Origin of the sequence: Lentzea alba (assembly GCF_047445655.1) — a bacterium.
Classification (GTDB): domain Bacteria; phylum Actinomycetota; class Actinomycetes; order Mycobacteriales; family Pseudonocardiaceae; genus Lentzea; species Lentzea alba_A.
Genome location: NZ_JAJAEG010000019.1, coordinates 70,484 through 83,054, shown reverse-complemented (window position 1 = coordinate 83,054; position 12,571 = coordinate 70,484). Strand labels below are relative to the sequence as shown.

13 protein-coding genes are annotated in these 12,571 nt (G+C 68.2%); 10 read left to right on the top strand and 3 right to left on the bottom strand.

The window, feature by feature from the left end; all coding sequences use genetic code 11:
- The first annotated feature begins 103 nt into the window (after positions 1 to 103).
- Together LFM09_RS29565 and LFM09_RS29560 are read left to right on the top strand one after the other, a co-directional pair.
- Positions 104 to 748, top strand: coding sequence for a ferritin-like fold-containing protein (locus tag LFM09_RS29565; protein ID WP_414099852.1), 645 nt, complete (start codon positions 104 to 106; stop codon positions 746 to 748).
- Between the two features lie 210 nt (positions 749 to 958).
- The gene (locus LFM09_RS29560) at positions 959 to 1,183 is read left to right on the top strand and encodes a DUF3107 domain-containing protein (protein ID WP_030474076.1); all 225 of its coding nucleotides are present in this window, start codon (positions 959 to 961) and stop codon (positions 1,181 to 1,183) included.
- A gap of 45 nt (positions 1,184 to 1,228) precedes the next feature.
- Here the strand turns inward: LFM09_RS29560 and LFM09_RS29555 are convergent, their stop codons facing one another.
- The gene (locus LFM09_RS29555) at positions 1,229 to 1,537 is read right to left on the bottom strand and encodes a DUF4873 domain-containing protein (RefSeq protein ID WP_414099850.1); all 309 of its coding nucleotides are present in this window, start codon (positions 1,535 to 1,537) and stop codon (positions 1,229 to 1,231) included.
- Positions 1,538 to 2,221 (bottom strand): TetR/AcrR family transcriptional regulator, encoded by a 684-nt coding sequence (locus LFM09_RS29550; protein ID WP_414099849.1) that lies wholly within the window; start codon positions 2,219 to 2,221, stop codon positions 1,538 to 1,540.
- 61 nt (positions 2,222 to 2,282) lie between these two features.
- Between LFM09_RS29550 and LFM09_RS29545 the strand changes: the two genes are divergently transcribed.
- Together LFM09_RS29545 and LFM09_RS29540 are read left to right on the top strand one after the other, a co-directional pair.
- Entirely contained in the window at positions 2,283 to 3,170 is an 888-nt protein-coding gene (locus LFM09_RS29545) for an AurF N-oxygenase family protein (protein ID WP_414099848.1), read from the top strand.
- On the top strand, positions 3,143 to 3,922 hold the full coding sequence (locus LFM09_RS29540) for an alpha/beta fold hydrolase (protein WP_414099847.1): 780 nt from the start codon (positions 3,143 to 3,145) through the stop codon (positions 3,920 to 3,922). Before LFM09_RS29545 ends, LFM09_RS29540 begins: the two co-directional genes overlap by 28 nt.
- 180 nt (positions 3,923 to 4,102) lie before the next feature.
- Here LFM09_RS29540 and LFM09_RS29535 read toward each other — a convergent pair whose 3' ends face one another.
- Complete coding sequence (locus tag LFM09_RS29535; RefSeq protein WP_414099846.1) at positions 4,103 to 4,732, bottom strand: TetR/AcrR family transcriptional regulator; 630 nt, start codon at positions 4,730 to 4,732, stop codon at positions 4,103 to 4,105.
- A gap of 127 nt (positions 4,733 to 4,859) precedes the next feature.
- Between LFM09_RS29535 and LFM09_RS29530 the strand changes: the two genes are divergently transcribed.
- From LFM09_RS29530 to LFM09_RS29505, 6 genes are all read left to right on the top strand, one after another.
- A complete protein-coding gene (locus tag LFM09_RS29530) occupies positions 4,860 to 5,813 on the top strand; it encodes an alpha/beta fold hydrolase (RefSeq protein ID WP_414099845.1) in 954 nt (317 codons plus the stop codon).
- A gap of 40 nt (positions 5,814 to 5,853) precedes the next feature.
- Positions 5,854 to 6,846 (top strand): DUF3152 domain-containing protein, encoded by a 993-nt coding sequence (locus LFM09_RS29525; protein ID WP_414099844.1) that lies wholly within the window; start codon positions 5,854 to 5,856, stop codon positions 6,844 to 6,846.
- 84 nt (positions 6,847 to 6,930) lie between these two features.
- The gene (moeZ, locus tag LFM09_RS29520) at positions 6,931 to 8,103 is read left to right on the top strand and encodes an adenylyltransferase/sulfurtransferase MoeZ (RefSeq protein WP_414099843.1); all 1,173 of its coding nucleotides are present in this window, start codon (positions 6,931 to 6,933) and stop codon (positions 8,101 to 8,103) included.
- A 142-nt stretch (positions 8,104 to 8,245) separates the two neighbouring features.
- A complete protein-coding gene (locus LFM09_RS29515) occupies positions 8,246 to 9,043 on the top strand; it encodes a TIGR02569 family protein (RefSeq protein ID WP_414099842.1) in 798 nt (265 codons plus the stop codon).
- 105 nt (positions 9,044 to 9,148) lie between these two features.
- Positions 9,149 to 11,080 carry a molybdopterin oxidoreductase family protein gene (locus LFM09_RS29510; RefSeq protein WP_414099841.1) on the top strand — a complete coding sequence of 644 codons (1,932 nt, stop codon included), beginning with the start codon at positions 9,149 to 9,151 and terminating at the stop codon, positions 11,078 to 11,080.
- Positions 11,065 to 12,480 carry an FAD-dependent oxidoreductase gene (locus LFM09_RS29505; protein ID WP_414099840.1) on the top strand — a complete coding sequence of 472 codons (1,416 nt, stop codon included), beginning with the start codon at positions 11,065 to 11,067 and terminating at the stop codon, positions 12,478 to 12,480. Before LFM09_RS29510 ends, LFM09_RS29505 begins: the two co-directional genes overlap by 16 nt.
- The last annotated feature ends 91 nt before the right edge of the window (positions 12,481 to 12,571 follow it).

Sequence of the window (12,571 nt, the reverse complement as noted above, 5' to 3'; positions counted from 1 at the left end):
CCATATCCCGATGTGAGGACGTGGGGGCGGCACCACGATTCGTCTGTCTGAACGCGTCGATCGGCCGGTGAGTCTCGGACTCGCCGCACTAGGCTTCGGTCTCATGGGTGTTGCGGAGGGTGTTGTCGATCTTCTCGGGGCGCTCGCATATGGCGAGCTCTCGGCCTTCGACCGGATGACGGAGGACTCGCGCACGGCGCCGACATTGGCGGGGCGCGCGGCGTTGGCGCAGATGGCCGCGGCCGAGATCGGTCACTTCACGCAGTTGCAGAAGCACCTCGCGGCCGAGGGGATCGCCGTCGAGGACGCGATGGCGCCGTTCGTGAAGGGCTTCGACGCGTTCCACGAGTCGACGAGTCCCAAGTCGTGGCTCGAGTCGCTGGTGAAGGCGTACGTGGGCGACGGGCTGGCGGCCGACTTCTACCGCGAGGTCGGTTCGTGGCTCGACGACGAGCCGACCAAGCAGCTGGTGCTCGCGGTGCTCGCCGACACGGGTCACTCGGCGTTCGCTGAGCGCGAAGTCCTGGCCGCCGTCGAGTCCGATCCGCGGGTGCGCGACCGGCTCGCGCTGTGGGGCCGGCGACTGCTCGGCGAGGCGTTGACGCAGGCCCAGTACGTGGTGGCGGAGCGGGACGGGCTCGCGGAGTTGATCGTGCGGGGCTCCGGAGACCTCGCCGGGATCGGTCAGCTGTTCCGCCGGCTCCAGCAGTCGCACGCGCGGCGCATGACGCAGCTGGGTCTGGGCTAGTGCGGCGACCACTGACCACTGTCGGGCGATTCCCGCTGGTCAGACGGGTGCATCGCGGCGTCGACCCCCGCCCCTCATATCGGGCATATGGGGGACGGGGGTCGACACCGCGAGGTGCCCTGCTGAGCACCGGGAGCGTCTGGCGGTGATTGTGGTCGCCGCACTGGGTAGGCTCGGCCGTAGATTTTCCTTTTGAGCACGGAGGTCAGCGTGGAGGTCAGGATCGGCGTCGCGGACAGCCCGCGGGAACTCGTCGTGACCAGTGAGCTCAACCCGTCAGATGTTGAGGCTCTGGTGGCGGACGCGGTGTCCGGCAAGTCCAGTGTGCTGTCGCTGGTGGACGCCAAGGGTGCGCGGTTCGTCGTGCCCGCTGGCCGCGTCGCGTACGTGGAGATCGGCCCGCAGGACTCGCGCAAGGTCGGTTTCGGCGCCTGAAGCACTTGGAACGAAAGAGCCCCGGTCACGTTGACCGGGGCTTTTTCACTGTTCGGCAGGTTCTTCGATCTTGTACGGCGGTGTCGAGACGCCGCCGACCCGGTAGCGGCCCCACGGGTCGGGGTCGGTGAGCGTGCCCTCCGCCTCGCCGGTGGGCGTGCGCAGCACGGCGTTCCTGGCGCCGCCTTCGACGCGGGTCGTGACCTCGTCGTTCTGCTTCACGCGCCCGTACCAGTGGTAGCGGCCGTCGATCGGCTGGAAGTAGCCGCGTAGATCGACGTCGACCTTCACCTCGTCGGTTCCGAACGTCAGGGTGGCCTCGCCGGTGTAGCCCTCTTCGTCGTGCTCGCTCATCTAGTCCACCAATCGGAGTGGGGTGAGTGGCTTGGCCGGGTCTGCCTGGACGCCGGCCGAGCGCAGCAGCCCGTCGATGGCGTGCCAGATGATCGTGGCGAGGTAGTCGCTGAGGTTCGCGCGCGACATGGTCTGGCGGTCGAGCCACCAGTCGCCCGCGTTCTGCACCATGCCGACGAGCGCGTGCGCCCACGGCTCGGCGCCACCGGAGTCCATCTCGAACGCCCGCAGGTAGTCGCCGAGGATGCGCGCCAACGCGTTCGCGATGAGGTTCTTGTCCTCCTGCACGACGTCCTTCTCGACCGGACGGTCCACAAAGGACCCCTTCACCACGAACCGGTACAGGTTCGGGTTGTCCTCGATCACCGAGAGGTAGGCGTCGACGATCCGTTCGATGCGGTCGCGGATCGGCCCGTCCGCGGCGAGCGCGGGACCCATCCGTTCCATCAGCAGTTCGGTGGCTCGTTGCCCGACTGCCAGGTAGAGGTCCGACTTGTCGGTGAAGTGCCGGTACAGCACGGGTTTGCTGACGCCCGCCTCCGCGGCGACGTCCTCCATGCCGACGTCCGGGCCCTTCTTGGCCACAGCGGCGATCGTGGCCTCCACGAACTCCGCCCTGCGCTGCTCGCGATGCCCCTTCCAGCGTTCGCGTCGCGCGTCCGGCCCCTTGACAGTGCGTGCCATGTGACGCACGCTACCAGAAGTAACCGTTACCTCAAGTAACACTTACCGGGGAGGGCAACCGATGAGGGTCGCCGATCGGGAGAAGACGGCGGAGAGGCTGCTGAAGTCGTCCGCGGAGAAGTTCTACGACCCGGAAGTGGACATCGACTGGTCCGCTCCGCTGGTGGACGGGCTCTTCTACATCCCTGAACAGCGCATTTCTCTGTACGGCACGCCTCTCTACGAGTCGCTGTCTGATTCGCAGCGCATCGAGTTGTCGAAGCACGAGCTGGCCTCGATCGCGTCTGTCGGGCTGTGGTTCGAGCTGCTGTTGATGCAGATGCTGGTCAAGGTCGTCTACAACACCGATCCGACCTCCCGGCATGCCCAGTACGCGCTGACCGAGGTGGCTGACGAGTGTCGGCACTCGACGATGTTCGCTCGGCTGGTGGAGACGATCGGCTGCCCCGCTTATGGGCCCGTTCGTTCGACTCATCGGTTGGGGAAGTTGCTGCCGACCATCGGATACGGGCCGGCGATGTACGGGTCGATCCTGGTTGCCGAGGAGATCCTTGATCGGTTGCAGCGCGAGGCCATGAACGACGACACGATCCAGCCCATCGTGCGGATGGTCAACCGGATCCACGTGTTGGAAGAGGCCCGCCACGTGCGGTTCGCGCGTGAGGAGCTGTTGCGCGGGATGGGCGACCTGCGCGGGTTTGAGTTGCCTTACCAGAAGTGGCTGGTCGGGTACGTGTCGATGATGATCACGCGGACGATCATCAACCCTGCTGTGTACGCGGCCGTTGGGCTGGATGTGCGGGAGGCTCGGCGGCAGGCGCTGGGGAACCCGCGGTTCCAGGAGACCATTCGCTGGTCTGGGGAGCGGATCATGTCGTTCCTGGATGAGGCTGGACTTGTCGGGAAGCCCGGGATGCGGTCATGGCGTCGGTCGTTCTTGATCGGCTGAACGTTGTCACGTCGGGGTCTTCGTCCTCCGACGTGACTGCTGTTCTGTTGCACGGGTGGACCATGGATCACACGACTTGGGACCGCGTTGCTGCTGCGCTGCCTGGCCGGGTGGTGCGTTATGACGTGCGTGGTCATGGTCGTTCGCGTGGTGTCGGGTCGATCTCCGAGCTGGCCGACGATCTCGCGGCTGTGATTGAGGAGTTCGTGCCCACCGGGCGGGTTGTGCTGGCTGGGCACTCGCTCGGGGGCATGACGATCATGGCGTTGGCTGAGTCGCGGCCTGAGTTGTTCTCGCGCGTTTCGGGGGTGGCCCTTGTGGCCACTTCGTGCGGGGACCTGCCCCGGATGAACGCTGTTGAGCGGGTTGCCGGGAAGTGGCTGGTCAAGCGGTCGAAGGTCGGGTTCGGCCGCTTGATCACGCCTGGGTTGCGGGTGACGTTCGGGCGTCGGCCTCGGTGGGCTGATGTTCGGGCCGCTGCGGCTATGGCTGGGGCTACCAGCGGTGAGGCGTTCGTCGGGATTCGGGAGGAGTTGACTCGGCATCAGCGGCGGGAGGCGTTGGCGGTGCTGTCGAACATCCCGACTGTGGTGATGGCTGGGTCTTGGGACGTGCTCACGCCGATTCGGCACTCGCGGGTGTTGGCGGAGGCGTTGCCGTCTGCGGAGTTCGTGATCTATCCGAAGGCTGGGCACATGTTGCCGTTTGAACGGTCGGAGGATGTGGCTCGGAGGATTGCTGCGTTGATGTGAGTGGGGCGCGCCGGTTGCGTGGGTCGTCCCCCGGTTTCGTGACGGGACCACCTCACCCGGCCCGTGCGGGAAGAGCGGCTCGCCTTCGGCATCGCATAAGAGCGGCAGCCTTCGCCACCGAGGTCAGGCCGTGCCAAGGCGGCAGCCTTCGGTGCCGCCTTGCGCCCTAGGACAAGGTTGTCAGTGCTGGAGCGGGAAGCCGCCACCGATGCCGCGCCACGCCAGGTTCGAGATCAGCGCGACGGCGTCCTCCTTCGGCACCCGACGGTTGTCCGCGAGCCAGGACCGGGCTGTGACCTGCGACAACCCGACCAGGCCGACGGCCAGCAGGCGGGCGCGTTCCGGGTCCAGGCCTGCGTCGGCGGTGATGGTGTCGGTGATCGCGTCCACCGAGTCGGTGGTGGCGCGCTCCACGGCTTCCTGCACGGCCGGCTCGGAGCGCAGGTCGGACTCGAAGACCATGCGGAAGGCCTGGCCCTCGCCGTCCACGAAGTCGTAGAAGGCCGCCACGGCGGCGCGGACGCGGAGTTTGTTGTCCGTTGAGGAGGCGATTGCTGTGCGGACTCGGCCCACCAGCTCGTCCACATGGGACTCGAGCAGCGCCATGTAGAGCTCTAGTTTGCCGGGGAAGTGTTGGTACAGCACCGGCTTGGACACGCCCGCGCGTTCGGCGATCTCGTCCATCGCCGCGGCGTGGTAGCCGTTGGCGACGAACACGTCCTGCGCCGCTGCCAGCAGTTGCGCGCGGCGGGCGGTGCGCGGCAGTCGAACGCCCCTGCCTGCGGGTGCGCTCTGCGCCGTCTCCGTCATGGTGCCTCCAGCACGAGTCATCCGGCCGTCGGAGAGGGGTTGCCTGACCGAGGCGTGAGCGCAACCTTACTCGCTGGTAGCCCACATCCGGGAACCATCTGGGCGTTCTTTCCCGCATCCTGGTCTGGTGAGCACCCTGAATTCCGCCCCTTTGTCCACTGTCGCGCTCCCGCCGCTGGACAAGTCTCAGCCGCCGTGGCCCGGTGAGTTTCACCAGGTCGACGACCACGAGGTGCATGTCAGGGTGACTCCGGGGGAGGGGCCGCCTGCTGTTTACGTGCACGGGCTGGGTGGGTCCGCGACGAACTGGACGGACCTGGCTGCCCAGCTGAAAGAGCACGTCAGCGGATATTCGATCGACTTGCCGGGGTTCGGGCGGTCGGAGCCGATCCCCGGCTACGACTTCAGCCTGCCCACGCACGCGCGCACGGTGATCAAGTACATCGAGACGCTCAAGGAGCCCGTGCACCTGTTCGGCAACTCGATGGGTGGGGCGATTTCGGTCATCGCGGCCGCTACCAGGCCGGATCTGGTCAAGTCTCTCACGTTGGTCAGCCCGGCCGTGCCTGATCTGAGGCCGCGCCTGGACCGCATGTCGGATCCGCGGATGGCGCTCGCGGTGTTTCCGGTCATCGGGTCCAAGGTGCGCCGCGAGCTCGCGAAGCTGACCGCGCACGAGCGCACGAAGCAGATGCTGGACCTGTGCTTCGCCGACCCGAGCGTGGTGCCCGACCACCGCATCGAGGAGTCGATCAAGGAGAACGAGGAGCGCGCCCGGCAGAAGTGGGCCGGGCTGGCGCTCAACCGGAGCACGTTCGGGTTGATGCAGAGCTGGCTGACGCCAGGGCCGAAGTCGCTCTGGCGGATCTTGCCGCTGGTCAAGGCGCCCACGCTGGTGGTCTGGGGTGAGAACGACCGGCTGGTCAGCGTTCGGAAGGGGCCCCGCACGGCCCGGTTGTTGCCGAAGGGACGACTGCTGGTGCTTCCGAGGACGGGTCACGTCGCCCAGATGGAGCGGCCCGCCACCGTGGCCAGGGCCGTCCTGGGCATGTGGGAGGCGCTCGACCGACACACATGGTGAACAACGACGGCCATACGGGGGATGTGGGACCCTGGGCAACGTGAATCGCGCCCCCGAGCGAGGACGGACCGAACCTCCCGCTGACCGCTACCGCCGTGGCGCGCGCCGTACCAGCGCGGAACCGCTCGCCGCGGCTTGGGAGCCGGAGGGCACGGCCCAGCACCGGCGGCCTCGCAAGCGCGGTGTGAGGAAGCTCGTCGCCAACTACGGATGGCGCATTTACGCGATCCCGGTGCTGCTCGTGCTCACCGCGCTCGTCGTGCTCGACACGGTGCAGCCGAAGACGCCCGCGGCCGGTGGCAGCACGGCGGGTGGGTCGACGGACGTGGTGACCACCACTCCCGAAGCACCCGCGACCGAGGTTCAGGGGCAGAAGCCCAAGCTGGAGCTCCCCACCGCCGAGCTGCCCGCCGGGCCGGCGTTCTCCGAGAACGGCGTCGGCACGTGGCGCGCGATCGCGGGCGGCGGGGCGCGCGTGGGTGAGGGGAACGCGCGGACGTTCCGCAAGTACGCCATCGCCATCGAGGACGGCGTGCAGCCCGCCGACTACAACAACGACGACGCGGCGTTCGCGCGGACCGTCGAGGGGATCCTCTCCGACCCGCGCAGCTGGATCGGCACCAAGCAGGTCGCGCTGCAGCGGGTCGAGGCGAACCAGAACCCGGACTTCGTCGTCAGCCTGACCAGCACGAAGACGACGCACACGATCTGCGGCAAAGAGATCCCGTTCGAGACGTCCTGCTGGGACCAGCCCAGCAAGCGCGTGATCATCAACGTCGCCCGCTGGGTGCGCGGTGCCATGGCCTACGGGTCGGACATCCCCGGCTACCGGACCTACGTGATCAACCACGAGGTCGGTCACGCGCTGGGCAACAAGCACGCCGCGTGCGCGGAGAACGACGCGCCGGCGCCGGTGATGATGCAGCAGACCTTCGGCGTCGCGAACAACTTCGTGTCCGTGCTCAACGCCGGCCAGGACGTCGTGCCCGCGGACGGCAAGATCTGCAAGCCGAACCCGTTTCCCGCTGGCTGAGACGACTTTCCAACGAGGAAGAGTCCAGGCAGGGTAGGTGTTGTCTCGGATACAGAGGCATGCAGTTTCGTCGAGGAGGAGCAGATGGCGCTTCCGCCGCTCGTTGAGCCAGCCGCGGAGCTGACCAAGGAAGAAGTAGCGCGCTACAGCCGGCACCTGATCATCCCGGACGTCGGGGTGGACGGGCAGAAGCGGCTGAAGAACGCGAAGGTGCTCGTCGTCGGCGCGGGCGGTCTGGGCAGCCCGGCACTGCTGTACCTGGCCGCGGCCGGGGTCGGCACGCTCGGCGTCGTCGACTTCGACGTCGTGGACGAGTCGAACCTGCAGCGTCAGGTCATCCACGGTCAGTCCGACGTAGGCCGCCCGAAGGCCGAGTCCGCGCGTGACTCCGTCGCCGAGATCAACCCGTTCGTCAAGGTCGTGCTGCACCAGACGCACCTCAACTCCGAGAACGCGCTGGACATCTTCCGCGACTACGACCTGATCCTCGACGGCACCGACAACTTCGCCACGCGCTACCTGGTGAACGACGCCGCGGTGCTGCTGGGCAAGCCGTACGTCTGGGGTTCGATCTTCCGGTTCGAGGGCCAGGTCAGCGTCTTCTGGGAGGACGCCCCGGACGGCCAGGGCCTGAACTACCGCGACCTCTACCCGGAGCCGCCGCCTCCCGGCATGGTCCCGTCGTGCGCCGAGGGCGGCGTGCTGGGCGTGCTGTGCGCATCGATCGGCTCGATCATGGTCACCGAGGCGATCAAGCTGTTGACGGGCATCGGCGACCCGCTGCTGGGCCGTCTGATGGTCTACGACGCGCTGGAGATGTCGTACCGGACCATCAAGATCCGCAAGGACCCGGAGTCGCCGAAGATCACCGAGTTGATCGACTACGAGGCGTTCTGCGGTGTCGTGTCCACGGACGCGCAGCAGGCGGCCGCGGGCAACACGATCACGCCGCTCGAGCTCAAGCACAAGCAGGAGTCCGGTGAGGACTTCCTGCTGGTGGACGTTCGTGAGCCGCACGAGTACGAGATCGTGAAGATCCCCGGCTCGGTGCTGATCCCGAAGGACCGGATCCTGTCCGGCGAGGCGTTCTCCGAACTGCCGCAGGACAAGCCGCTCGTGCTGCACTGCAAGTCCGGTGCTCGTTCGGCGGAAGCGCTCGCGGCGCTGCACAAGGCGGGCTTCAAGGACGCCGTGCACGTCGGCGGTGGAGTACTGGCGTGGGCCCGCGAAGTCGACCCGTCGCTCCCGACCTATTAAACGATGAAGCGAACCTTCCTCCACTTGAGGTGGAGGAAGGTTCCCTTCATCGCAAAAGGGTTGGGCCAAGTGGGTGGTGGGATGGATCACGGCGTGTCGCGTTCCGCCAACCGGGTGGTCTGAGCAGGTAGCGTGCCGGACCGTGACCCGCACCCCCGAACCGCCCCCAGCGCACGTGCGTGCGGCGTTCGGGGCACGTGACGCCGATCCGGAGCTCATCGACGGCGGCCCCGCGTGGCGCTGCGGTGACGCCACCATCCGGCCCGCGCCCAAGCCGGCCGAAGCCACCTGGATCGCCAAGACCCTCGACGGCCTGGACGTGCCGCACCTGCGCATCGGCCGCCCGCTCAGATCCACCGACGGGCGCTATGTGGTCGGCGGCTGGTCTGCCACCAAGTTCCTCGCCGGACGTGCCGAAGCTCGCCACGACGAGGTCATCGCCGTCGCGCAACGGCTGCACCAGGCCACGGCCGAGCTGCCGAAGCCCAGGTTTCTCGACTCCCGCACGGATGTGTTCGCCGTCGCCGACCGCAAGGCGTGGGGCGAGGAGGACGTGCCGCTCGACGCCGATCTCGGCGGACGGCTGTTCGAGCTGCTCAAGGAGACGCAGAAGCCGCTGAACCTCAAGCCGCAGGTCGTGCACGGCGACCTGTTCGGCAACGTGCTGTTCGCGGGCGACGCTCAGCCGGCCGTCATCGACTTCACCGCGTACTGGCGTCCGGCCGAATGGGCCGCCGCGGTGATCGCGGTGGACGCCGTCGCGTGGGGTGGCGCGGATCCCGGGCTCTTCCACAGGTGGAGCCACCAGGCCGAGTGGGAGCAGGCGCTGGTGCGCGCGACGCTGTTCCGGCTGGCCGTGCACGCGTTGCACCCGTTGTCAACCTCACAGTCCTTTGCGGGCTTGGAACGAGCTGCTCACCACGTCACCGCACTGCTCTGAGCTGACAACTTTCCACGTTCGAAACATTGCAGAGCATCGGGTTAACGCGCGCTTCTTAGCGTCAGCGGCGTGACCCATTGCCCCTACTGCGCGCTGCAGTGCTCCATGAGCGTCATCGACGGCCAGGTGACCCCTGGTCCCGGTGGGCTGTGCCAGAAGGGCTGGACGGCAGGAGAGCTGCTGCGCCATCCAGGCCGCCTCACCACGCCGCTGATCCACGGCGAGCCTGCCTCGTGGGACGAGGCACTGGACTTCGTCGCCGCCCGCATCCGGTCCTACGAGCCCGACGAGGTCGCCGTGTTCGGCGGCGGCGGGCTGACCAACGAGAAGGCGTACCTGCTCGGCAAGTTCGCGCGGGTCGCCCTGAAGACCTCGCAGATCGACTACAACGGCCGGTTCTGCATGTCGTCGGCCGCCGCCGCGGGCAACAAGGCGTTCGGGCTCGACCGCGGTCTGCCGTTCCCGCTGACGGACCTGCGCTCCGCCGACACGGTGCTGCTGGCCGGCTCCAACCCGGCCGAGACGATGCCGCCGTTCCTGCGGCATCTGGAGGGCGCGCGGCTGATCGTCATCGACCCGCGCCGCACGCCGACCGCCGAGCGCGCGACGTTGCACCTGCAGCCCGCGCCCGGCACGGACCTGGCGCTGGCACTGGGGTTGCTGCACACGGCGGTCATCGAGGGCGTGATCGACAAGGAGTACATCTCCGAGCGCACCAGCGGTTTCGACGACGCCTGGCGGATCGCCGCCGCGTGGTGGCCCGAGCGCACCGAACGCGTCACGGGTGTGTCCGCCGCCGATCAACGCGCTGCCGTGCACATGCTCGCGGGGCGGTCGTACATCCTGACGGGGCGCGGCACCGAGCAGCACGCGTCCGGCACCGACAACGTCTCGGCGTGGATCAACCTGGCTCTCGCGCTGGGTCTGCCCGGCCGCGCCGGCTCCGGTTACGGGTGCCTGACTGGCCAGGGCAACGGTCAGGGCGGGCGCGAGCACGGGCAGAAGGCCGACCAGCTGCCGGGCTATCGGAAGCTCGACGATCCCGTTGCGCGCCAGCACATCATGAAGATCTGGGGCGTCGACTGGTTGCCGGGAGTGGGGCGCAGCGCGTACGAGCTGCTCGACGCCGACGACCTCAAGGCGATGCTGGTGTTCGGCAGCAACCCGGTCGTGTCGGCACCACGGGCTTCCGGGGTCGCTGACCGGTTGCGAGCGCTGGACCTGTTGGTGGTGGCGGACTTCGTGATGTCGGAGACCGCCGCGATGGCCGACGTCGTGTTCCCGGTGACGCAGTGGGCCGAGGAAGACGGCACGATGACCAACCTCGAAGGCCGGATCATCAGGCGCCGCAAGGCACTCGACCCACCGGCCGGGGTGCGCAGCGACCTGCACCTCATCCACGGGCTGGCCGCGCGGCTCGGTTGCGCGGAGAAGTTCCTGACCGAGCCGAAGGAAGTCTTCGAGGAGCTGCGGCGGGCGTCTGCCGGTGGGCCTTCCGACTACTCCGGCATCACCTACGAACGGCTCGACGCCGAGCAGCTGCACTGGCCGGTGCCGTCGGTCGAACATCCAGGCACACCAAGGCTTTTCCTCGACCGGTTCGCGCACGCCGACGGCCTCGCGCGCTTCATCCCGGTCGACCACCGCGGTCCGGCCGAGCCGCCGGACGAGGAGTTCCCGTTGCAGGCCACCACAGGGCGGGTCCTGCAGCACTACCAGTCGGGTGCGCAGACACGGCGGATCGGCGAGCTGATGAAGGCAGTTCCTGAGATGTACGTGGAAATGCACCCGGACACGGCTTCACGAGCAGGGCTGGTTTCCGGTGAGCCCGCGCACGTCGTGTCCAGGAGGGGAACGGTGACTGCCGTGGTCCGGTGCGTGCAGAGCATGCGCGCCGACGCGGTGTTCCTGCCGTTCCACTTCCCCGGTGAGGGGCGGGCGAACCTGCTCACCAATCCCGCGCTCGATCCCACGAGCCGGATGCCCGAGTTCAAGGTCTGCGCGGTGCGATTGGAGCGGGCATGCGACGAATCGTGATCGTTGGCTACGGCATGGCGGGTGCGCGGCTGGCGGATGAGCTGCGCCGCCGCGACCAGGACATCTCCATCACCATCATCGGTGCCGAGCCGCACGCCGCGTACAACCGCGTGCTGCTCTCGACAGTCGTCGCCGGGAGCATGACACCGGAGTCGACACGGCTGCACGACGAGAAGTGGGCTGCGGAGCACAACATCGACCTGCGCCTGGGGCAGGAAGTTCGCGAGATCGACCGGGACAACCGCACGATCGACGGGATTCCCTACGACGCACTGGTCCTCGCCACGGGCAGCACCCCCTGGGTCCCGCCCGCCGAAGGCCTCCTGGAGGACGGCAAGCTCGCCCCCGGCGTCGTCGCCTTCCGCACCCTCGACGACTGCGCGGAGATCGAGGCCAAGGCCCACAAGGGCGCACCCGTGGTCGTCCTCGGCGGCGGCCTCCTGGGCATCGAGGCCGCCCGCGGCCTGGCCGGACGTGGCTGCCTGGTCACCGTGGTCCACCCCGTCGGCCACCTCATGGAACGCCAGCTCGACCCCGGCGCCGGCGGTGTCCTCGCCCGCACGCTGGGCCAGCTCGGCATCGAGTTCCGCCTCAACGCACTGGCCTCCAAGTACCTGCCCGGCGACGGCCTGATCCTCGACGACGGCACCCACGTGCCCGCCGAGCTCGTGGTCGTCTCCGCAGGTGTGCGCGCCGAAACGTCGTTGGCCGTCAATGCAGGCCTCGAAGTCGACCGCGGCATCATCGTGGACGACGCCCTGCGCACCAGCGATCCCCGCATCCACGCGATCGGCGACTGCGCGCAGCACCCCGGCACGGTGTCCGGTCTCGTTCAACCCGCGTGGGACCAGGCCGCCGTGCTCGCCGACCGCCTGACCGGCGCGAACCCGGCGTCGCGCTACCGCGGCACTTCCGTTGTGACGCGGTTGAAAGCGCGTGACGTGGATCTCGCCGCGTTGGGTGACGTGCACACCGACGTCGACTGCCCGGACTCGGAAGTCCTGTGCTTCCAGGAACCTTCCCGCGGCCGGTACGCGAAGCTCGTGCTGCGTGACGACCGGGTCGCCGGCGCGATCGTGCTGGGCGCACCGGACGCGGCCGCCACGATCACTCAGCTCTACGACCGCGGCATCCCCGCGCCGACCGACCGGCTGGCGTTGCTGCTGGGCCGTGCACTGCCCGCGGAGGCCGCGTCACCTGCCGATCTTCCGTCCAGTGCGGTGATCTGCCGGTGCAACACCGTCTCCAAGGGACAGATCGTCTCTGCCTGGCGTGCGGGCGCGGAGACCGTGCCCGAGATCGCCCAGGCCACCCGCGCGACCACCGGTTGTGGTGGGTGCAAGGACGCTGTGTGCGGGCTCGTTGACTGGCTGTCGGCCTCACAACCGCAGATCGCGTGATGTGCGGCGGAGTTGCCTCCGCCGTCATCCCCCAGAACCCCTCGGTAATGCGCGGTTCTTAGCTTTTTCGGCAACCGCCGACCCCTGTGGA